The following is a 22,193-nucleotide window of genomic DNA, read 5'->3' on the forward strand; positions in this document are numbered from 1 at the left end:
TTCGTCGTTCGCTCGCGCTCTCAACTACGAATATGCAGACGGCGTCGACTATCGCGGACTAACCGCCTTCGCTTCGCTATCCATGGCGGTCAGCGAATGCCAGCAAACGGAAAAAACTGCGTCGTGAGCGTCGGCACGTCATTGAAGCGGGCATTGAATTTCAGGTACTACACGGAGATGAGATCAGCGACGATTTGTGGCCACAGATTCACCACTTCTACGCCTCAACCTTCCACGAGAAGGGAGGTATTCCAACACTGAACGAGGCCTTCTTTCGTGAGGTAGGACGTGGATTGGGGCGCAAGATGGTCGTTATTCTGGCAATACGTTCGGGCAAAATCATCGCAGGTGCCATCTGCTTTCGAAGCGATGATACGCTCTACGGTCGCCACTGGGGCACACTCGAGAACCACCATAGCCTCCACTTCGAGACCTGTCTCTACCAGGGGATCGACTACTGCATTCAACATGATCTGAAGCGTTTTGAGCCGGGGGCACAGGGTGAACATAAGGTGGCACGTGGTTTTGAACCGACCGAGACCCTGTCGGCCCACTGGATCGCTGATCCACAGTTTCGCGAAATGATTGACCGTTATCTACAACAGGAACGAGCTCGGGGAGTCGCTATTTTTGCGGAAGCTTGTTTTGGGCGTCCAAGCCCAAGCAAGCGGCAAATACTTAACGCGACCGTTTATGCCTACGGCGCCCCGAGTATATCGACGACATGCGTGATCGCCTGCCGTTTAAGCAACATAGCGGGAGCTAACCACCGCGCCCATTGGCGAGTTGTTCAAAGACGTAACCGTTGATAAAGAGGCTCTGGTGCTGATCGAGCTTACCAAACTCCAATCCATACTGAACGCGGCGCTTACCCTCTTGATTCTCGAAAATCTTGCTATTACGAATTACACCCGCGATACGTAGCTTCTCACGCATACCGCTGAAGGTGAGCGGCATCGTTAACGAAAGGATATCCTCTTTCTCACCAAGGTGTGTCTGGGCCACCAACATGCAGCCCGAGGCGCTCAGGTCGAGTAGTCGCACACCATCCTCACCGACTGCCACACCACCCTTGGCAACCCTGACCTCAATATTGGTTTCAGCCCGCTGTGCCTTGCGTATCTTCACCGCTTCAATCTTCTCGGGATAGCGCAGATGAAGGTAGTCGTAGGGTGTATTATTGAGCCCCATCACCACCGTCGAAAAGGCGTAGATATCGCTTGCCCCCATGTAACGAACCGCCACATGGTCACCTGCCTTCAGGGTAAAGGGCTTCTCTTCACTCTGGGGCGTAGTCACGACAAGACTCTTGCCAGCCAAATATCCGATCAGCGTCACTTCTCCACGCGGCGCATCATTATCACCTATCAATTGGAGCTGAACCGTAGCGCCAATATCAATTTTCATTTCAGTTAGCTTTGCCAAGCTTCACACCCTAGTGGCTGTCACTTCTGTCTTAGATATAATCAGGTTATAGGCAATATATAAATATCTTGTTACCCATTGCGCAACCCGACGAATTGTAATGATAGAACTGCCCTGGATCGATCCATCTGATGAAGAGTGTCACTTCCCGGATGTCAGCCAAGCACTGCTAGAGCCAGACGGGCTGCTCGCCTTTGGCGGCAACCTGAACCAGCGCTGCCTGCTCAAGGCCTATCGTCACGGCATTTTCCCCTGGTACAACGAGGGCGAGCCAATCCTCTGGTGGTCTCCAGACCCACGCACCGTGCTCTTCCCTGATGAGCTAAAGATCTCTCGCTCACTAAAAAAGACCCTGCGCAAGGCCCCTTTTCAGATCACCCTGGACCGTGCTTTCAACAGCGTAATGGCTGGATGCGCCGAACCCCGTAAAGACCAGAGCGGCACCTGGATCGATGAGAAGATGGGCCTCGCCTATCAAAATCTGCACAGAAACGGACATGCCCACTCGGTTGAGGCGTGGCAGGATGGTGAGCTGGTCGGCGGACTCTACGGTGTTGCCATCGGCAAGGTCTTCTTCGGCGAATCGATGTTCAGCCGTGCCACCGATGCCTCCAAGGTTGCCACCGCCCATCTGGTCAAACAGCTGATCGCCTGGGATTTTAAGCTCATCGACTGTCAGGTCTACACGGATCACCTGGCCAGCCTGGGTGCCCGAGAGATCAGGCGCGAGCAGTTCACCACTCTTCTTAACCAGTGGTGCGACTACCCCAACCCCCCCACCAGTTGGCCGCTAGAGATCGACGTCCCCTGCGAACAGACTATCAGCCTATGAGCAACGGCATCGACCTAAACTCTCTCGCCTTCTTCGCCAGTCAGGAACACGACTGTAGCTATCTGGATGATCACGTTGCCAGAACGCTGTTTGCCGACCCGGAGGCAGCGCTGACTCCCGCTATCTACGATAAACTGATTGAACTCGGTTTTCGCCGCAGTGGTGATCACCTCTACCGCCCACAATGCCCTGAGTGCGATGCCTGCTGGTCGGCACGAATTCCTGTGGCCCAATACACGCCAAAACGCAGTGATCGACGCATTGTTAAACTCAACAGCGATCTCACAGTAACTCGAGCTGAGGCCAGTTTTGATGAAGAGCACTTCGCGCTCTACAGCCGCTACCTCAATGCACGCCATCCCGATGGCAGTATGGCCGAGAGCAGCAGTGAGGAGTACATCAACTTTCTGACCAGCAACTGGAGTGAGACCCAATTCAACGAATTTCGCCTGTACGGAAAACTACTCGCAGTCGCAGTGACTGACCGCGTTGCCAACGGCCTCTCTGCCGTTTACACATTCTTCGATCCTGAAGAGGGCAAACGGAGCCTCGGGAAATATGCCATTCAGTGGCAGATTGAAGCGTGCATAAAAGAGCAACTAACCTACCTCTACCTCGGCTACTGGATCGAGAACTGCCAGAAGATGGCGTACAAGGGTGATTACAGACCACTCGAATACTTCAGAGCAAACCTCTGGCATGAACTATCCTAACTACCGACCTGATTCGCACTCTTCAAACCAACCAAAAGTCGGGGAGTCGCTATTTTTGCGGAAGCATGTTTTGGGCATCCAAGCCCAAGCAAGCGGCAAATACTTAACGCGACCGTTTATGCCTACGGCGCCCCTTCGCTTCGCTATCCATGGCGGTCAGCGTATGATTTTGGAAAAAACAGTTCGTGCTAACATTTATAAAAATGGATTAGCGAGTACGTGATATGGAAATTTTAATCGTCGATGACCATCAGCTTTTCCTCGATGGACTGCGTCATATTCTGGCCAAACTCAATAGTAATGTCGTCATTACCGAATCGAACTGCGCCGAGGATGCGATTACCATTCTAGATAGCAGTCAGAGTTTCGACCTGGTACTGATCGATCTCAATTTGCCCGGTATGGATGGCATGTCGATTCTGCAGCGCATGCATGAACGCCGCAGCCTGAACTCGATCATTGTGCTCTCGGCTGAAGAGCACCCAAACACGATCAAAGCGGCACTCGAGATTGGGGCCTTGGGTTTTATTCCAAAATCCCATAGTAGCAAGGAGATGCTGAGCGCCCTGCAGGCGGTGCTGGACGGTGAGATTTATGTACCGGAGGGGATACAGAAGCAGATCGACAACCTCACAACCACTCGTCCTCCCAAGGCGGCTGAGAACAACAGCCAACTGAAGGCGAGTGGTACTACCAAGCGTCAATATGACGTGCTGTTACTCCTGTCGAAGGGGTACTCGAACAAACAGATCAGCGCCTCACTCTTTCTCACCGAGCACACCGTCAAGACGCATATCAGCGCACTGTTTAACGCCTTAAGCGCACAGAACCGCACTGAGTGTGTGCAGTTGGCACAACACCAGGGCATCATTCCCAGTTAATCTGGATTCACTCACTCCGAAAGCGATTGGTGTATGACTGTTCTCAGTCGCGCTGGCTGTACCGGTTTCAACAGCAGCTGATAGCCCGTCGACTCAGTAAACTCCGCCTGATCGGGTATCGAATCGCCTGTAATCAGAATCCCCGGTATCGACCGGCCATAACGCTCTCTCAAAACATCGAGTGCTTCGACACCGGTCACCACCTCACTGAGGCGAAGATCTGAGATAAACGCATCGGGTAGCGAGCCACTCCGGTCAACTGCTGCAATCGCCTTTTCAAGTGTATCGGCAACAATCACCCGACACCCCCATTTAGTCAGCAGCTCCTCCATCGCATCGAGCACGTCACAATCGTCATCAACGACCAGCAGGATTCGACCTGCAAGATCCCAGCTGTGCTGAACACCCTGTTCCGCTGCAACCACCATCGATTCACTCCCTGCAGGCAGCTCAATAGAGAAGACACTCCCCCGTCCCACTCTCGACCGTACGCTAATTGGAAGATCTAGCAGCTGACAGAGGCGATTGACGATTGCCAGCCCCAGCCCCAACCCCTCGCTTCGATTGCGTCGGGCATTATTCAACTGGTGGAACTCGTCAAAGATCACCTCCTGATCCTGTTCAGGGATACCAATACCGCTATCCCAAACCTGTAACAGAATCTTCTCACCACGTTTACGACAGGTGAGCAGAACGCCTCCCTTCTCCGTATAGAAAAGAGCATTACTGATCAGATTGCGCACTATCCGCTCTAACAACAATCGATCGGTCACAACTGCGCCACAACTGTTTCTAAATGAGAGCCGTAGCCCCTTATCTTTTGCCTCTGTCTCAAACTCTTCAGACAGCTGCTTCATCAGCTTATCAATATCAAAGTGACTCATCTCTGCCGTGATCTCATTGGCATCGAGTCGGGAGACGTCGAGTAGCGCATCAAAGAGGTTGCGCAGCGCAACCAACGAGAGATCGACCTTGGACAACAGTCGTTGTCGCTCCTCCCTGCTCTCCGCCTCCTTGAGTACATCAAAGAGCAGTGTCATTGAATGGAGTGGCTGACGAAGGTCGTGACTGGCAGCTGCCAGAAATCGTGACTTTGCCAAGGCCGCCTGGTTGGCTTCCTCGGTTTTAACCTGTAGCGCTTCAGTCATTGCATCGCTGTTATATCTCAGCAACATCTCCGAGCGGATCGTGCCACACATTTTTTTATTAAGCGCGATGGACATCAGCAGATACCAAAGCATAAGCATCGATAACGAGACATACGCAACACTGCCCTCTAACAACAACCTACCCACCACCGCTGAGAGCGTGGGAATGGAAAAGTAGTAAAAACCCTTGGGCATATAGGCACCGAACAAGACCGAACCGATACTTAGACTGATCACCAGAGTTAGGATAAACAGCTGATGTGAAATGGAGTTTTCAACGAAGAAGATAATCGGGGTTGAGGCCCATAGGAGCCCAGATCCCAACGAGGTCAAAGTGAACCGATCACTCCACAGCTGTGCGTTCTCCCACGTAACATCACTGCTATGATAGATACCGGCGAGTCGATAACGGATCAGAATGACGCACACCATCAGAGACAACCAGAGTAGTAATATTCCAGTGTCGATCTGTGACCACATCACAGCTACCACAATAGCGGGGATCAAAATAACCGCAAAGGGGCCTGCTTTGATTGCTCTAAAGACCTCATCCACCGCCTCCTTGACAAACATCCCCTCCATTCTTGCCTGATCATCGGCGCTCTGTTCGCTAGCAACTCGATCTGTTGTCACGTCAGTTTTCAACAAATTAGAAACGATATTCAAGGCTGGTTCCAAGGTGTCGGGGTTCCCCCCAGAAACGGGTCGTACCGACCACCGGGTCGAGACGCACGATCGATCTTGCGTAGAGCTCATCGGTAAGATTATTTACAAACAGCGACAGCGACCAGCGCTCTTTATGCCCCCGAATATCCATACCGATATCGAGCACCCCATGCCCCTCCTGCATTACTGCTTCATCGTGGTAGGGGCTAAAGTAGACCCTGGAACGATAGCGGTAATTTGCACTCACACCCGTTTTGACACCCTGGTCATGCAACCAGTGGTAGGAGAGGCCCAAATTTAGCGCCAGATTGGGAGAGTCAGGGAGCGGGTCGCCGGAACGATCGGGATCATCAAGTGGATTATTAGGATCAACCGTCGAGAAGGCGTCGTAGTGGGCATCCAGCGCAACAACGCCAATATCGAAAACCAGTCTTGGAGTCATACTGTAGTTTAGATTCAGATCGACACCTCAAACCGAGGCTCGTGCTGCGTTACTGATCAGTGGCGTGGTGCCCGCCGGCGCACCGGCTGGAATAGTAAAGAGCTGAATATCTTCGTAATCGTAGTAGAAGATCGAGGCGTGACCATTCAGACGGCGTCCTGTAGCTGCCCGGCTAACCCCCATTTCGTAAGCCCATAGATACTCTGGCTCATAGGCCGATTGAATCGATGCCGCATTGAAGCCGCCCGCTTTATAACCACGAACAGCCTTGGCATAGAAGCGATTGTTACTCAGATCATTATGCTCGATCGATAGTTCGGGAAGCAGCGCCAACCAGGCATCGCTATCGCGATTACTGAGCAGACTGCTCCCCATCGGGCTGACCAGGAGCTTATCCTGATCAACCTCTCGGCTATCGTAACGATAGCTCAGACCGAAACGTGCCCAGGAGCGTGCCTCGACCCGGTAGGCCAATTCACCGAACAACGCCGCCGACCACTCATTAAGATCACCACTACCCTGTGACAGCGAAGCCAGCGCTGGCAGATCGACATCGAAGCCGAGACGTTTCTCACTGTTGTGCAGGTAGAGCCCCGCCAACCATCTGAACCGTTCGACATCCGAAGAGCTGAAGCGTAGCTCCTGACTCAATGCCTCACTACGCAAGGCACGAATACTTGATGCAAAATCGACCTCGGTGCCATGGAGCTCTTCATTCGAATCGACAACGAGCCTCTGATAACCGGTCGTTGCATGGAGTTTAACCGGGCCAAAATCGCGCTTTACTCTGAAGCTGTATATATCCCGTTCAGTGTCCTGATACTCACGTGTATCATGCATCACCTCACGTGGATTATCGGGTACCGTGCCTCCGAGCAGAATGCCGCCATTGACACCTGAATCGGTATCGGGCTGCTTACCGCAACCGTGTGCATCATCGACACGTTCCGTCTCCATGCTCAGCATCAGGTCCCAGCCATCTTCCGGCCAGAATCGCAACTTACCTCGCCACGCATAGCTCTCCTGATTATCAACCTCGTTACCAAGATAGAGGTTCTTCGTATAACCGTCCCGTTGGATAGCCGTACCAGCAACACGAACCGACCAGTCACCACCCAGCGGTTGGTTATAAGCCCCACTAACTCGCCTCTGGCCATAGTCGCCAAGAAGCAGATCGACAAAGCCATTAATGTAGGGATCGGGGTCACGACTCACAATCGACAGGGCACCACCGATGGTTCCGTAGCCCTGCGCCACGCTGCTAGGGCCCTTCTGCAGTCCGATACTCTTGACATCATAGAGACTGCGTGGTGACCACATGCCGCCATTGAGATAGATACCATCGACATAATTACCAACACCCGACTCGGATGCGGATGAGAGAGTGCTGCCAACGCCCCGAATCACAACATTACCGAAACCGCCTCCCTGCATCAGTGACATGCCGGGCATCGCTCTCTGGATTTCACTGGTATGGTCGATATTTTCCCTACCGAGATCATCGGCATACAAATACTCATTCACGTGAGATGGGGGTGAATCATCATCGTCCCACTGCGAGGGCGAAACAATAATCGTTACCGATTCTTCTTCATCAAAACCGGCCCAGACATTGGTCAAGTGCGCCAGGAAAAACAGAGCTATCCATGTATTTTTCGTCAAGGTTCCCTCACTAATATTTATTTTTATTTACAGTTATCCATTCATACCTACATCTATCAGATAGACATAACATCCATACCCCCATCTATAGGTGGAAAGGTATTCAACTTAAAATTCATACTTTTGTCTAATACTCAGACACTCAACCTTCTTCTACGATGTCATTGCTGATTAATAACTCACTTATCGGCACATCAGACCAATGACAGTCTGTAGAAAATATAATTAATAAGAGGAATATCTGAATATGAGCAATATACAAATCACAAACAACACCAAGCTACCCATCCATGTTGCTACATCATGGGCAAACATAGTCCAAGAGTTTATAAATGATGTGGAACCCGGTGATACCGTAAATCTACCAGCGGCTGGTTTTGGATGGCAAGATCTATCTATTGTCACCGGAACTCCAGAAAATAAAATCAATCATAATAATGATTGGTCAGCTGTATTAGGTCTTGGTGGCGCAGTACTAGGAGGACTTGGAACGATCGCGGGGGTGTGCCTTCTTCCATTTAGTGGTGGCGCAAGTACCGGAATTATTGCTGCCGGAGCTGCCGCAACTGGGGCATCCGTTATTTCCCTTAGCGCTGGTACAGCGGTAATGATTGGAGAATTTCAAGTCCATCCTGTTCACATCACTGCCCTATGGGGACCCGATGGTTATACGGTGAACGTAGACGGAGGTGACATCATAGGCGAACTTAACGAAAACAAGGAGTTCGTAATTAATGATGTCAAACCAATTAAAGCACATTGGACAAACAAAACATCTGGTACAAAGGGCACAGTTACAAGCCATAAAAAATAGTTAATTCAATAGAAACAACAATATTGATTAACTACAAACACATCGAAAATCCAATTCGGTTATGACATAGCACTCGGTTTAACTGGGATACTCACCGCATCCGTAACACATATTTTGCAATACGCAGCGCAAAACATGTGTTACGGAGTTAGTCGGATATAGCCGACCAATAGAAACATCGAATCCCAACTAATAGCAGCATCAAATAGATAGTGGCCAAGGCAGGCAGAGCTCTACTACAGAAAAGTTGATATTCTGTTCTTCATACTGAGATTCTCTTGCAAACAAGCCAGACCAGGAAGAGACACCCTCTAGTATTTACAACAATTCCTCCCTGAGATCGTTTTTCCAGGAGAAACGTAGCGCGAAGGCAATCCATCTTCTGCACAAGATGGGCTACACAAACGTCTACTCGGTCATTGATGGCTTTGAAAGTGACAAAAGCAAGGTGCTTGCCGACAACGGACAGCGCACTGTCAATGGATGGAAAAATAACGGCCTACCCTGGACCTATGCACTAAATGAAAACAAGATGCACTTTGAATAACTGGTCGGATCGGAGATAAAAAACTCTCTAATATTAGAAACAATTGCTCTCTGGCACCTATCTTACTTGCCAAGACATTTCGCCATTTGGCGCAACTGCCGGCGTGAAGCTATCCCGTATTTTCAGCAGCCATTCACCAGTAGTTGAAAAGTACTCCTCTCCAAAATCACCCCAACTAAACTTCGCTACTGATCCGGGTGGAATTGTGACGAAATCTTCAGGCTTTGGTGGATTAGTGGTTCTGAAACGATCGAGGAACAAGGGGGCCTCGTTGTTTTCACCTAACTTTCCAAAGATTATTTCACCAAGCCGCTGACACTTGCACAGAACCACGTGGCTAGTTCCGTTGTTTCTTACGAAGTAATCAACGAAAAATGCCTTTCCAAATTCCGCCTCGCTTGTTCTTGGCTTCAATTCATACGTGAGTAATCGTTCATCCGGGGCTGATACGGCTGAAAATGGAATGAGCAAACCGAACAGTAAGAGCATGATCAGCAATGCATGGTTTGATTTTTCCACCTCAAGTTCCTTTTGAAACATAACGTTTAAGCTAAACCGACCGGTGTAGCGGTGCTTGTTTTGTGCGAATTTGCACAAAAAAGTGCCGCGGAGGCGGGTCGGTTTGAGCGCCTTGTTATGTGTCGCCGCATAAGCTATTTTTTCTCATTTCATCAAGAAGCTGCTTGGCATCATTTAATGCTAAAGTGGCTCTTTTTGAATTCCTCATACTTGCTGGCACTTCATGTTCAAAGGTCTCAACTTCCATTGAAATATCGAGACACGATAGGCGGTAATACTCCTTTTCGTCACCATCCATAATCTTTCGCACTAGCCCGGTTTTTATGGGAAGACCATATGCTAGTTGGTCTGAGATAGTTATTCTTGGATCAAGTGGTTTTATAGCGTTGATTGTATTGTGTTTCATTAGCTCATATGTGGTTACTCCACCTACAAGTGCCCCCATAACAACTTCGGGGAGTCGCTATTTTTGCGGAAGCATGTTTTGGGCATCCAAGCCCAAGCAAGCGGCAAATACTTAACGCGACCGTTTATGCCTACGGCGCCCCGACTATCGGGGACTAACCGCCCTCACTTCGCTCTCCATGGCGGTCAGCGGATGAGATGATAATTATCTTAATATTCATTTCTTTACACATAACAGTTAATTATGTGGACGACACATATAATGCGTTATGTAGCCGGCTCGTATAATTGTATTATGCCGCCAATTGTTCTCATCAATTTGTGGAATTTGTTGCTTGGATGCACAGAACTGTGACTTTTTCATCCCATCTCCCTCGGGTTAATTCCTTGTTGTTTTCTACACTCTAAAACGATTGACGATTAATCGTCCGGCATACTCGAGGCGGGATGGCTAAGCAGCGTCGCCTTTACTTCCAGTGCATCGATGACGCTCATCTGACGGAAAGTACCAGCCTTCAACATCTTCTCCAGATTGATCACCAGATGTTCGTTTTCGATTTTCATCACACTGCCCTGAAAGCTGTAGTACTGATTGCACTCGGGAACAGGAAGATCGAGGATGAGAGTACGCCCTGGCTGGCTGATGACAGACACCTTACTATCGGGGTCGAACTGCATACGCGCACTGGTTTCGCAGAAGTCGATCACGTTGCACTGGTAGCGTTTATCACTGGTTCCTGAGCGTAGTGTTGCAGGGATCTTGGTAAATACGCGGGTATGTTTGCGACGCTCTTTGAGGGCAAGGCTCTCGGGTACCAGGTCGAGCAGTGCGACACGGAGGTTGGTATAGACCCCCTCTTTTAGTTCCTGATTACGTCGGACGGTGGAGTCGACCACTGGTACCGTGCCGTGTTTGCAGACCGATGAGATGAGTGAGATCGAGTTACGGATGCGGAACATGCCGGTACGACGTAGCTCTGCTTTGCTATCGTAGTCGAGCTTATCCTCTTCGTGGCTCTCAGCAGGCACCATGATGGAGAACTTCTCGACTTTCTTAATCTCGACCCGCTCTCCCCGCCTGGCCAGATAGAGATGGTGATTGCCGTCACTATCTTGCTCGATCTGAACCTCTGAGGCGCTGTAGACCGCTTCATCATCGAGCATGTAACCAACGATGATGGTATCGAGTTGTAGATCCTCTTTATATTCGGGGAAGCAGGAGAGCTTCTGGCCGATGACGAAGTAGCCGATCAGCTCCTCGATCTTATCAAACGGGATCGACTTCACCTCCGGCTTGTCCGACTTCTGCCCGGACTGTTTGCCAGATTTCTGTGAAAACTTCTTTATCAAGCCGATCATTAACTACCCTTCCCCATCACTCTCCGCGTTATCTGCACAGACACGCCGGAACACCCTGATTTTATTATGCCTATCCATCGATAGCTATATCCCTTGTAGATTGGCGCACGTCACTATAGGCACACCTCTCCTTCTCTTCCTACTCTTATCGGCCGCTCGACTAAATAGTTGAAAAATTAGTGACCTATCTGTCATTTTTGAGACATAAAAAAGCCGCGCCGATGGTAATCGGCACGGCTCTTTACACCACAGGGTCGTCTATCAGGCCGCAACAACCGGAATCTGCACCGCTTTGGCCACACCCTGATACTTATCGATCTGGTCAAAGTTGAGATAGCGGTAGACATCATCGGCCATGGTATCGAGCAGTGCGACCTTCTCCCGATACTCCTCAGATGTCGGCAACTTACCGAGCAGTGCTGCCACTGCCGCCAACTCGGCCGAGCCGAGATAGACCTGCGCATCCTTACCGAGACGGTTAGGGAAGTTACGCGTCGAAGTGGAGAAAACCACCGCCTCATCAGCCACACGCGCCTGGTTGCCCATACAGAGTGAGCAGCCCGGCATCTCGGTGCGTGCACCCGACTTGCCGAAGATGCTGTAGTAGCCCTCCTCAGTCAGCTGATGCTCATCCATCTTGGTTGGCGGTGCGATCCAGAGTCGGGTCGGCACCGAGCCACCATCGGCCTCCAGCACCTTCCCGGCGGCACGGTAGTGTCCGATGTTGGTCATGCAGCTACCGATAAAGACCTCATCGATCTTGTTGCCTGCCACTTCGGAGAGCAGTTTCACATCATCCGGATCATTCGGACAGGCGACGATCGGCTCTTTAATCTCATTGAGATCGACCTCGACCACCGCCGCATACTCAGCATCGGCATCAGGCCCCAACAGCTGCGGATCAGCAATCCACTTCTGCATCGATTCGATACGACGACTCAGGGTACGTTTGTCGTCATAACCGTTGGCGATCATCCACTTCAGCAGGGTGATATTGGAGTTGAGGTACTCGATGATCGGCGCTTCATTCAGATGTACGGTACAGCCAGCCGCTGAGCGTTCGGCCGAGGCATCGGAGAGTTCAAACGCCTGCTCCACCTTAAGGTCAGGTAGCCCCTCAATCTCGACAATACGACCCGAGAAGATATTCTTTTTGCCCGCCTTCTCCACCGTCAGCAGCTCCTGCTGAATGGCAGCATGAGGGATGGCGTTTACCAGATCACGCAGGGTGACACCCGGCTGCATATCGCCCTTGAAGCGCACCAGTACCGACTCGGGCATATCGAGCGGCATCACGCCAAGTGCTGCAGCAAAGGCGACCAGACCAGAACCGGCCGGGAAACTGATACCGATCGGGAAGCGGGTATGTGAATCACCACCCGTGCCGACGGTATCGGGCATTAACATGCGATTGAGCCAGGAGTGGATGATGCCGTCACCCGGACGCAGCGAGACACCACCACGTGAGGTGATGAAATCGGGCAGCGTGTGCTGCAGCTTGATATCGATCGGCTTTGGATAGGCAGCGGTATGACAGAAGCTCTGCATCACCAGATCGGCGGAGAAACCGAGACAGGCGAGTTCCTTGAGCTCGTCACGGGTCATCGCACCGGTGGTGTCCTGAGAACCGACCGTGGCCATACGCGGCTCGCAGTAGGTGCCGGGACGCACACCCTCAACACCACACGCCTTGCCAACCATTTTCTGTGCCAGGGTAAAGCCCTTACCGGAGTCGGCCGGTGCAACCGGACGGATAAAGGTCTCTGAGGGTGAGAGGCCAAGCGCCTCACGGGTCTTGTCGGTCAGCGAACGGCCGATGATCAGCGGTATACGGCCACCGGCACGCACCTCGTCAGACATGGTGCTCGGCTTGAGATCGAACTCGGCAACCACCTCACCCGCCCCGTTGTAGACCTTCCCTTCAAACGGTTTGATGGTCAGCTCATCGCCCATCTCCATCTTCGACACGTCACACTCAATCGGCAGCGCCCCCGAGTCCTCTGCGGTGTTGAAGAAGATCGGTGCGATCTTGCCACCGATCACCACTCCACCCTGACGTTTGTTGGGCACATAGGGAATATCCTCACCCATATGCCAGAGCACCGAGTTGATCGCCGATTTACGTGAAGAGCCGGTACCAACCACATCACCGACATAGGCGAGCGGTAGCCCCTTCTGCTTCAGCTCGGCGATTTTCTCCAACGCATCGGGCATCTTGGAGACCAGCATCGCCTTGGCGTGCAGTGGGATATCGGGACGGCTCCACGCCTCGGAGGCGGGAGAGAGATCATCGGTGTTGGTCTCACCGGGTACCTTGAAGACGGTGACCTTGATCTCTTCAGCGAGCGGCTCGCGATCGGTAAACCAGAGCGCTTCGGCCCAGGCATCAACAACCTGTTTGGCGTGAGCGTTCGAAGCCGCCTTCTCCATCACATCGTGATAGGCATCGGCCACCAACAGGGTCTTGCTCAACGCCGCTGCGGCGGTAGTCGCCAGCTCGGAATCGTCTAGCAGTTCGACCAGACTGTTGATATTGAAACCACCCATCATGGTGCCGAGCAGTTCGGTGGCACGCGCCTTGTCGATCAGTGGCGAGGTGGCACTCCCCTTGGCGATATCGGTGAGAAAGGCGGCCTTGACGTAGGCGGCATCATCAACGCCGGGTGGCACGCGATGGGTAATAAGGTCGATGAGTGTCTGTTCCTCGCCAGCGGGGGGTTGTTTGAGCAACTCCATCAGTTCACTGGTCTGTTCAGCACTCAGGACAAGCGGTGGCAGGCCTTCGGCCTCGCGCTCGGCGACGTGTTCTCTGTAAGCTTCAAGCATCTATTTATTCACCTGATAAGAATAGTCGGGTATTAAAAAGGGTGATTCTACCCTGTTGAGGTGCCTGTGCCCAGAACGGGCAATAAAACTGGGGATTATTGACTAATCGCCCGCTGCCACGAAGCGGTTACGACCCGTCTCCTTGGCGTTATAGAGCGCTTTATCAGCAAGATTAACGAAACTAACCGGCTTATTTATATTTTCATTATCTGGAATAACGGTGGCAACTCCGAGACTCACGGTAACCACACCGGGGGGATTCTCTTTATGTTCGATGCCGAGTGCCTCAACGGCGGCTCGAACCACCTCAGCCACCTCTTTGGCACCCTCGAGGGGTGTCTCGGGCAGCAGAATCGAGAACTCTTCACCACCGTAACGGGCGATGGTATCGGTGGGACGTTTAACCGCGTCACTCATCGCCTTGGCCACCAGCTGCAGGCAGCTGTCACCCTCGAGGTGACCGTAGCTGTCGTTGTACTTCTTGAAGTTGTCGATATCGATCATGATGACCGAGATCTCATGCTGGTCGCGTTGCGCACGACTGAACTCGCGCTCCATGCTCTCATCGAAGTAGCGACGATTAGGAACACTGGTCAGGGCATCGGTGAGCGAGAGCTTCTTCAGCTCTTCGTTCATCCGCTCCAGCTCCTGCTGAGCCGACTGCAGCTCCTGCAGCGCCGCATCACGCTCTTTGCGGTCAAGATACTGGCGGAAGTGGGATCGCACACGGGCGATCAGCTCGATCTGCTCAGGCGGTTTAACCAGATAGTCGGTGGCACCGAGCTGGAAGGCGTTGCGTTTAGTTTCCGGCTGCTCACGGCTGGAAAGCACGATAATCGGTACATCACGGGTGGCAGGATTGGCTCGGAAATACTTCAGTAACATCATGCCATCAACATCGGGCATCACCAGATCGAGCAGAATGGTGGTAGCACCCACCTCACTCGCCATCGCAATCGCACTGGTTGCCTCCTGACAGTAGTGAAAGGCGACCTCGGGATCGTTCGATAACATGTCGCGAATCAGGTGCGCGACCATCTCCTGATCATCGACCAGTAGAACCGAGGGTGTCTCCTGAGAATCTGTCATCTATCGTCACAATCCATTCTTATTGTTGACCTGCGTTACAGCTCTATCCGAGCTACCGACGGTCACTGTAAAGGGTGGCATATATTAAACACTATTAGTGATGTTTTCTCGAGTCTGATATGGCCTCAATTTGATCCCTCAGCCGGTCGCTTGGTGTATTATTGCCCGATTCAATTTTGAGCTCTGGAGCAGGCATGGATCTTTCATCATTAACAGCAGTTTCACCCGTCGACGGCCGTTATGGTTCTAAAACCGACGATCTACGCCCAATTTTCAGTGAATTTGGCCTGATCAAACACCGCGTAGTCGTTGAGGTGCGCTGGCTGCAGATGCTCGCTTCCAATCCTGGCATTGCCGAAGTACCCCCTCTGGGCGAACATGCCAATAATCTGCTCAATGAGATCGCTGAGAAGTTCTCCGAAGAAGATGCGCAGCGGGTAAAAAATATCGAGCGCACCACCAACCACGACGTAAAGGCGGTTGAGTACTTTCTCAAGGAGAAGATCGAGGGCAATGCGGAGCTGGAGGCGATCAGCGAATTTATTCATTTCGCCTGCACCTCCGAGGATATCAACAACCTCTCCCACGCCCTGATGCTGCGCGAAGGTCGCACCCAGGTGGTACTGCCGATGATGGATGATCTAATCTCTGCCATCACCGCACTGGCCCACAACAACGCCGATGTGCCGATGCTCTCTCGCACCCACGGCCAGCCCGCCTCCCCCTCCACGCTCGGCAAGGAGATGGCCAACGTCGTCTACCGTCTTAAGCGTCAGCGCGAACTGCTGATTGGTGTGCCGATTCTGGGCAAGATCAACGGTGCGGTCGGCAACTACAACGCCCATCTCAGTGCCTATCCAGAACTCGACTGGGCGGCGATTGCCGAGGGTTTTGTCACCAGTCTCGGTCTTGAATGGAACCCCTATACTACCCAGATCGAGCCACACGACTATATGGCCGAGATGTTCGATGCGATCTCCCGGTTCAACACCATTCTGATCGATTTTGATCGCGACATCTGGAGTTACATCTCGCTCGGCTACTTCAAACAGAAGACCATCGCCGGTGAGGTTGGCTCCTCGACCATGCCGCACAAGGTCAACCCGATCGACTTTGAGAACTCCGAGGGCAACCTGGGGCTGGCCAATGCGATCTTCGACCATCTGGCGATGAAACTGCCGATCTCTCGCTGGCAGCGTGACCTGACCGACTCAACGGTACTGCGCAACATGGGGGTTGGTATCGCCTACTCCACCATCGCCTACAGCTCGACCCTGCGCGGCATCAATAAGCTCGAGGTCAATCCGCAACGTATCGCCGACGATCTCAACGCCACCTGGGAGGTGCTAGCCGAGCCGATCCAGACGGTGATGCGCCGCTACGGCATCGAGAAGCCCTACGAGAAGCTCAAGGAGCTGACCCGTGGCCAGGGTATCGACCGTGAATCACTACTCGCCTTTGTTGATGGACTGGAGATGCCGGAGAGTGCCAAGGATGAGCTAAAGGCGCTGACCCCATCCAACTACATCGGTAATGCGGTCGATCAGGCGCAGAAAATCTAACACCAACCCGCTAGACTGACTGTTATGGAGCTTGAGTTTTCCCATAACAATCACGAGGCACGGAATGTCAGAACCATTTCTTGATGGCCTCACCCTCGGCGAAGGGGGTGAGGATATTGAGCTGCAGAGTAGTGAACAGAATCGAGTTGCCGCCACACAGATGGTCAGCCAGGCACGCCGCACTCTGCACATCTTCAGCCACGATATTGAACCGCAGATCTACGACAACGACGAGTTTGTCAGCGCCGTTAAGGAGCTGGTAATCTACAGCCGCTTCACCACCGTTCAGATCCTCTTCCGCGATCCCACCTATGCGATCAAACACGGTCACCGTCTGGTCGACCTGTTTCGTCGCCTCAGCAGTTCCATCGAACTCCGCGAGATCCACTCCGATTTTCACACCCTTAACGAGGCATTTCTGGTCGTCGATGGACGCGGGGTTATCCATCGCCAGCTGGCAAGCCGCTACGAAGGTACTGCCAACTTCAACGCACCCATGCGTGGCCGCGAATTGATCCATACCTTCACCCAGGTCTGGGAGAAGAGCCAGCCCCACCCTGAACTACGGAGGCTTCACCTATGAAGCGCTTTCTGCTGTTACTGCTGCTCTTTCCACTGATGCTCAGTGCCGCTTCGACTCAGATCGAGGTGATCCCGCTCAAGTACCAGAGCGCGGAGAATCTGTTACCGCAGCTGAAGAAGTTCATCGATTCACCCGAACAGATCAGCGGCATGGGTTATCAACTGATCCTGCGTGCCACACCAGAACGGCTCAACGAACTAAAGGAGGTCATCAAAAAGCTCGACCTGATACCGCAGCAGTTTGTGATTATCGTCCGCCAGGGTGCCCGACAGCGCATGGCCAATAGCGGCGACCAAAAATCGATTCAGTTCAACAGCCGTGATGGGCGTGTGACCGGCAATGCTCAAATTCGCAGCTACAACACCCGCAACCGCTCCAACACACCTACGATGCAGCAGCTACGGCTGCTTGAAGGACACTGGGGTCATATCCTGGTGGGTCGATCAATCCCGGTGGGTGAGCAGCGCGTCGATCAGACCCCGTGGGGAACCTCGGTACAGAAACGGATCCGTTATCAGGATGTGATGACCGGCTTTGAGGTAATGGCACGCCGCTCTGGCAGTGAGGGAGTCACCTTGACCATTGCACCTCAGCGTCAGTCGATGGGCAGTGGTGGCGTGATCCGAAAACAGGAATTGGAGAGCCACATGAGTGGTCGGCTCGGTGAGTGGATGGAGATCGGTGCCAATCTGGATGAGATCGAACGCGCTCGTGGCGGAACCCTCTACAGCACCGCCGCACGCGGCTGGTCACAGCAGCGGATCGAGATTCTCGTTGAGGCGGTTAGATAGAGGCCTTGCACCCGGATTACACTCTGTTTCATCCGGGCTACGTAACATACTGTCACCCACTACCTATCTCTCAACCACCGCTCCCGTAGCGCTTCACGATTTAGCGCCAGCCACTGCATCGCGATGATAGGGCTGGCCGAATCGATCTTGCCCTGTTTCAACCACTCCATCGCCTCATCGAAGTCAACGACCAGCGCACAAATATCCTCCCCTTCGTGCTCCAAACCATAAACTCCACCAGCTCCACTGGCATCAACTCGCCCACAGAAGAGCGAGATAATCTCTGAGGCTCCGCCGGGACTGACAAAATAGTCGCAGATGGTTTCGAGTTCCTCGACCTTGCAGCCGGCCTCCTCCTCCGCCTCGCGTTTGACCAGTTCCTCCACCGGCTCACCCGGCTCTACCATGCCAGCCACAACCTCCATCAACCAGGGACCGTTGGGAGCATTGAGTGCACCGATACGAAACTGTTCGATCAACACCACACTGTCGAGCTTTGGATCGTAGAGCAGGACGGCAGCGGCATGACCGCGTTCGAGTAGTTCACGATAGAGTTCGCGGCTCCAGCCCCCTTCAAACAGGGTGTGTTTAAGTCGATACCCCTCGAGTTTGAAAAAACCATCATAGAGCACACGCTTTTCAACGACTTCAAACTCCTTCTTCATCGACGACTGCTTACCCCTTCACAATTTGGTTACGACCGGCATGCTTAGCCTCGTAAAGGGCGCGGTCTGCCGCTTCACTAAGCAGCGTTGAGTTATCGAAATCGGGGTAGCTGGCTATGCCGGCACTGAAGGTGACATTAAACTCGCCTTGTTCGGAAGAGTGCTGAATCTTGGCAAATACCTCACGTACTGAATCGAGTACCCGTACCGCCGTCTGTTTGTCAGTGTTAGGCAAGATGACGGCAAACTCTTCACCACCATAACGCCCCACCAGATCGGAGCGACGCATGCGCTGTTGCAACAGGCGCGACAGGCTCTTGATCACTCGATCTCCCACAGGATGTCCGTAGGTATCATTTACCGACTTAAAGTTATCGATATCGATCATTGCGAAACTGACGACGCCATCATGGCGTTCTGCGCGGTGCAACGCATTCTTCAACTGCTCTTTTATGGTCGTATGGTTGTAAAGTCCCGTCAGGCTATCGCGCAGCATCATTGAGCGGATGGTTCGGTAGCGCTGCACTCGGCTGGTCACAGCAGAGATCAGATGGTTCGGCTTGATCGGTTTGGTGAGAAAGTCATCACCACCCTGACTCATAGCCACCAGCTGTTTGTCGACACTCGTTTCCGAGGAGAGAAATACAATTGGCAGGCTGACACACTCATTGAGTTGCCGGATCACCTTAGCCAGCTCCAGGCCATTGCATTCGGGCATATACATATCGATCAGAATCAGATCGGGATTGAGCTCTTGAATAGGCTCAAGCACCTCGATAGGGTTGTTTACCACCTTGGTAATCATGCCATGCTGTTGAAGAATCATGGCGTAGTATTTCGATTGTGATACGGAGTCATCCACAATCAATATACGGAATGGTTCTTCCCCACCTTCACGACCAATCTGATCCAAACGATCAATCAGAATCGCGATATCGAGAGGTTTAGTAAAGAAGGCTGCCCCACCAGCCCTGACCGACTCAAGCCGTGCATGCATCTCGCTCTTCTCCGAGACAAAGATAACCGGGACCGGCTCGGAGAGGTGTTCCTGCATCTGATGGATTGCATCGACGCCAGACTGCTCAGAGCCAAATGAGGATAGGTCCGCGATAACGATCTGCGGAACCTGCTCAAGGACCGCACTCCGCAGTGCATCCGGATGTTTGAAGCAGCGAATCTGGTGACCAAACTGCACGATCTGCAGCGCGATCTCTTTGCTCAGTGGCTCATCCTGTTCAAGCAGATAGATCAGCCCTCGACTACCCTCATCGTCACCCTGCTCGTCATGCTCACTCTCGGATGGCACCTCGGCCACCAGCGTTTCGATACTTTCACCCTCTTGCCAACCACGTGAAGTAACAGCATCAATCTCCTCCTTGAGACGATCTATCAGGGTTTCAATCTCATTGACCTTCTGCTCGTCAAGCGGCTGATCACTCTCGATCAAGAGACGGATATTGGATTCGATGTTACGCGCCGCGCTACCAACCTCCGGGCAGCCAAATGTGGCACCCGAGCCAGCCATGGTGTGGGTTGAACGGTGTAGTTCAGTTAAGCGTTCGTGACTCTTGGGCGACTCACATAATTTACGCCACTGATCGTCGATCACAGCGAACTTTGCAGGTAGCCCCTGCAGATAGTTGATATGTAGTGCCTTAAGGCGCTCTTCTATCGATTCGGATGCGCTACCCATCACTGCTCACTTCAGGAGACCGCCTGCTCCAGTTCTGGTTCAGCATAAAGCTCCTTAATTTCAAGAATGACATCCTGAATTGAGAAGAAGAGATCAACCAGCTGTGGGTCAAAGTGTTTACCCTTGGTACGCTCAATCTCATCAAACGCCTCCTGAACACTCCACGCCTTTTTATAAGGACGCGCGGAGGTGAGTGCATCGAATACATCGCATACCACAACGATTCTTCCAACCAGCGGGATCTCCTCCCCCGCGAGCCCCTTGGGATAACCGCTACCATCAAATTTCTCATGGTGAGTTTCGGCAATCATTGAGGCCATATGCATCAATTCTGAATCGTGCCCAGCAAGCAGTTCGGCACCGATTGCAGCGTGGCTCTGCATGGTGTGCCACTCATCGGCATCAAGCTTTCCGGGCTTGAGGAGAATGCGATCGGGAATTCCGATTTTCCCAACATCGTGCATTGGGCTGGCATTGAGCACCATCTCCGCAGCCTTGTCATCCATCCCGTAGGCGAGTGCCAGCTGTTGCGAGTATTTACTCATGCGGATGATGTGCAGACCGGTCTCGTTATCTCGATACTCCGCAGCACGACCGAGTCGACGAATAATCTCCATTCTCGTCTCGAACAATTCGCGGGTACGATCTGTGACTTTCTGCTCCAGAATACGATTCTGGTTACGCACCTGATTATGCAGAGTACGCACCTCAAGCATATTGCGAATACGGTTGAGTATTTCAGCACGATCAAACGGCTTGGTGGCAAAATCTTTGGCACCCGACTCCAACGCCCTGATTCGGGTTTTCTGATCGGTCTGCGCGGTCAGAACAAGAATTGGCAGATAACTATCCACCTCGATCTCATTGAGACGCGTCATTACATCAAAGCCATCCATATACGGCATATTGATGTCGAGCAGAATCAGATCGGGGGATGTATCGGTATAGAGCTGTTCGACCTCACGCGGGTCGTTGGTACTCATCACGCAGGTATAGCCCGCAGAGGCGAGAATCTTCTCCAGCAACTTCACGTTAACTGGCTCGTCATCGACGATAAGAATGCGCGCACTCTTCAACGTCTCATCAATCATGCCCTTTCCTTTCCCTATTTACTGCGATCATCAGTCGCAAATCAGTATAGATGAGTTCAACCACCTCAGTGGTCACGGCTCCAGATCTCGCGGACATGTTCAGCCAGCGTCATCGGATCAAATGGCTTGGCGATCACATCGATCGCGCCCATCTCTTTGTACTGCGCCACCTCGTGAGGCTGGACCTTGGCGGTCATAAAGATAAATGGGATGGTTGAGTAGTCTGGATTGCTACGCAGATTGGATAGCATCTCAGGGCCATCCATACCCGGCATCATCACATCACAGAGAATCAGATCGGGTATCTCCTCAGCCACCCGATCAAGCGCTTCTCCACCCGAGTTACACACCTCGACGGTAAAGCCACCCACCGCTTCCAGTGCCAACTGCGCAACGGCCTGGATATCGGGTTCATCTTCAACCAACATAATTTTCTCTAGCAAGCTCTCAGACATCACTCCGTCCTTTCTAAGCCGTTAT

General features: G+C 52.3%; 21 protein-coding genes and 1 pseudogene. 9 read left to right on the forward strand and 13 right to left on the reverse strand.

Going from position 1 to position 22,193, the window contains the following annotated elements; genetic code table 11:
• Positions 1–107: 107 nt before the first annotated feature.
• Positions 108–809 (forward strand): annotated as a pseudogene (locus BOW52_RS11515) (GNAT family N-acetyltransferase); the annotation flags it as partial.
• Here the strand turns inward: BOW52_RS11515 and BOW52_RS11520 are convergent.
• Entirely contained in the window at positions 763–1,407 is a 645-nt protein-coding gene (locus BOW52_RS11520; protein ID WP_078484224.1) for a flagellar brake protein, read from the reverse strand. The pseudogene BOW52_RS11515 and the gene BOW52_RS11520 sit on opposite strands and share 47 nt — an antisense overlap.
• 118 nt (positions 1,408–1,525) lie before the next feature.
• Here BOW52_RS11520 and aat point away from each other — a divergent pair, with 118 nt between their 5' ends.
• The 3 genes from aat (at position 1,526) to BOW52_RS11535 (ending at position 3,851) form a co-directional block, all read left to right on the forward strand.
• Positions 1,526–2,257 (forward strand): leucyl/phenylalanyl-tRNA--protein transferase, encoded by a 732-nt coding sequence (gene aat / locus BOW52_RS11525; protein ID WP_078484225.1) that lies wholly within the window; start codon positions 1,526–1,528, stop codon positions 2,255–2,257.
• Complete coding sequence (locus BOW52_RS11530) at positions 2,254–2,970, forward strand: arginyltransferase (protein WP_078484226.1); 717 nt, start codon at positions 2,254–2,256, stop codon at positions 2,968–2,970. The genes aat and BOW52_RS11530 overlap by 4 nt, the downstream gene beginning before the upstream one ends.
• Positions 2,971–3,194: 224 nt before the next feature.
• Positions 3,195–3,851 (forward strand): response regulator, encoded by a 657-nt coding sequence (locus BOW52_RS11535; RefSeq protein ID WP_078484227.1) that lies wholly within the window; start codon positions 3,195–3,197, stop codon positions 3,849–3,851.
• Positions 3,852–3,862: 11 nt separating this feature from the next.
• Here BOW52_RS11535 and BOW52_RS11540 read toward each other — a convergent pair whose 3' ends face one another.
• Genes BOW52_RS11540 through BOW52_RS11550 form a run of 3 tightly spaced genes read right to left on the reverse strand, consistent with a single transcriptional unit; the run spans position 3,863 to position 7,769 of the window.
• Entirely contained in the window at positions 3,863–5,632 is a 1,770-nt protein-coding gene (locus tag BOW52_RS11540) for an ATP-binding response regulator (protein ID WP_172840319.1), read from the reverse strand.
• 16 nt (positions 5,633–5,648) lie between these two features.
• On the reverse strand, positions 5,649–6,125 hold the full coding sequence (locus BOW52_RS11545) for a TonB-dependent receptor domain-containing protein (protein WP_269087653.1): 477 nt from the start codon (positions 6,123–6,125) through the stop codon (positions 5,649–5,651).
• Positions 6,126–6,134: 9 nt separating this feature from the next.
• Positions 6,135–7,769, reverse strand: coding sequence for a TonB-dependent receptor (locus tag BOW52_RS11550; RefSeq protein ID WP_172840320.1), 1,635 nt, complete (start codon positions 7,767–7,769; stop codon positions 6,135–6,137).
• Positions 7,770–8,016: 247 nt separating this feature from the next.
• Here BOW52_RS11550 and BOW52_RS11555 point away from each other — a divergent pair, with 247 nt between their 5' ends.
• Positions 8,017–8,583, forward strand: a complete 567-nt coding sequence (locus tag BOW52_RS11555; protein ID WP_078484231.1) for a hypothetical protein — start codon at positions 8,017–8,019, stop codon at positions 8,581–8,583.
• A gap of 391 nt (positions 8,584–8,974) precedes the next feature.
• Entirely contained in the window at positions 8,975–9,130 is a 156-nt protein-coding gene (locus BOW52_RS17075; protein WP_172840321.1) for a rhodanese-like domain-containing protein, read from the forward strand.
• 57 nt (positions 9,131–9,187) lie between these two features.
• Here the strand turns inward: BOW52_RS17075 and BOW52_RS11560 are convergent, their stop codons facing one another.
• The 5 genes from BOW52_RS11560 to BOW52_RS11580 form a co-directional block, all read right to left on the reverse strand.
• Complete coding sequence (locus BOW52_RS11560) at positions 9,188–9,649, reverse strand: hypothetical protein (protein ID WP_135622317.1); 462 nt, start codon at positions 9,647–9,649, stop codon at positions 9,188–9,190.
• Positions 9,650–9,764: 115 nt separating this feature from the next.
• Positions 9,765–10,055 carry a hypothetical protein gene (locus BOW52_RS11565; RefSeq protein WP_135622319.1) on the reverse strand — a complete coding sequence of 97 codons (291 nt, stop codon included), beginning with the start codon at positions 10,053–10,055 and terminating at the stop codon, positions 9,765–9,767.
• Positions 10,056–10,474: 419 nt separating this feature from the next.
• The gene (locus tag BOW52_RS11570) at positions 10,475–11,413 is read right to left on the reverse strand and encodes a PilZ domain-containing protein (protein WP_078484234.1); all 939 of its coding nucleotides are present in this window, start codon (positions 11,411–11,413) and stop codon (positions 10,475–10,477) included.
• Positions 11,414–11,674: 261 nt separating this feature from the next.
• On the reverse strand, positions 11,675–14,239 hold the full coding sequence (gene acnB / locus BOW52_RS11575; protein ID WP_078484235.1) for a bifunctional aconitate hydratase 2/2-methylisocitrate dehydratase: 2,565 nt from the start codon (positions 14,237–14,239) through the stop codon (positions 11,675–11,677).
• 102 nt (positions 14,240–14,341) lie between these two features.
• Positions 14,342–15,328: a GGDEF domain-containing response regulator gene (locus tag BOW52_RS11580; RefSeq protein WP_078484236.1), complete on the reverse strand. Its 987-nt coding sequence runs from the start codon at positions 15,326–15,328 to the stop codon at positions 14,342–14,344.
• 194 nt (positions 15,329–15,522) lie between these two features.
• Between BOW52_RS11580 and purB the strand changes: the two genes are divergently transcribed.
• From purB to BOW52_RS11595, 3 genes are all read left to right on the forward strand, one after another.
• Positions 15,523–16,890, forward strand: a complete 1,368-nt coding sequence (gene purB / locus BOW52_RS11585; protein WP_078484237.1) for an adenylosuccinate lyase — start codon at positions 15,523–15,525, stop codon at positions 16,888–16,890.
• A gap of 64 nt (positions 16,891–16,954) precedes the next feature.
• Positions 16,955–17,473 (forward strand): DUF7931 domain-containing protein, encoded by a 519-nt coding sequence (locus BOW52_RS11590; RefSeq protein WP_078484238.1) that lies wholly within the window; start codon positions 16,955–16,957, stop codon positions 17,471–17,473.
• The gene (locus tag BOW52_RS11595; protein WP_078484239.1) at positions 17,470–18,264 is read left to right on the forward strand and encodes a secretin N-terminal domain-containing protein; all 795 of its coding nucleotides are present in this window, start codon (positions 17,470–17,472) and stop codon (positions 18,262–18,264) included. Before BOW52_RS11590 ends, BOW52_RS11595 begins: the two co-directional genes overlap by 4 nt.
• Positions 18,265–18,323: 59 nt before the next feature.
• Here BOW52_RS11595 and BOW52_RS11600 read toward each other — a convergent pair whose 3' ends face one another.
• The 4 genes from BOW52_RS11600 to BOW52_RS11615 form a co-directional block, all read right to left on the reverse strand.
• Positions 18,324–18,929 carry an NUDIX domain-containing protein gene (locus BOW52_RS11600; protein WP_078484240.1) on the reverse strand — a complete coding sequence of 202 codons (606 nt, stop codon included), beginning with the start codon at positions 18,927–18,929 and terminating at the stop codon, positions 18,324–18,326.
• A 10-nt stretch (positions 18,930–18,939) separates the two neighbouring features.
• The gene (locus tag BOW52_RS11605) at positions 18,940–20,622 is read right to left on the reverse strand and encodes a GGDEF domain-containing response regulator (RefSeq protein ID WP_078484241.1); all 1,683 of its coding nucleotides are present in this window, start codon (positions 20,620–20,622) and stop codon (positions 18,940–18,942) included.
• 11 nt (positions 20,623–20,633) lie between these two features.
• Positions 20,634–21,713 carry an HD domain-containing phosphohydrolase gene (locus BOW52_RS11610; protein WP_078484242.1) on the reverse strand — a complete coding sequence of 360 codons (1,080 nt, stop codon included), beginning with the start codon at positions 21,711–21,713 and terminating at the stop codon, positions 20,634–20,636.
• Between the two features lie 65 nt (positions 21,714–21,778).
• Positions 21,779–22,168 (reverse strand): response regulator, encoded by a 390-nt coding sequence (locus BOW52_RS11615; RefSeq protein WP_078484243.1) that lies wholly within the window; start codon positions 22,166–22,168, stop codon positions 21,779–21,781.
• Positions 22,169–22,193: the final 25 nt, after the last annotated feature.

This window comes from Solemya pervernicosa gill symbiont (genome assembly GCF_002020875.1).
Taxonomy (GTDB): Bacteria; Pseudomonadota; Gammaproteobacteria.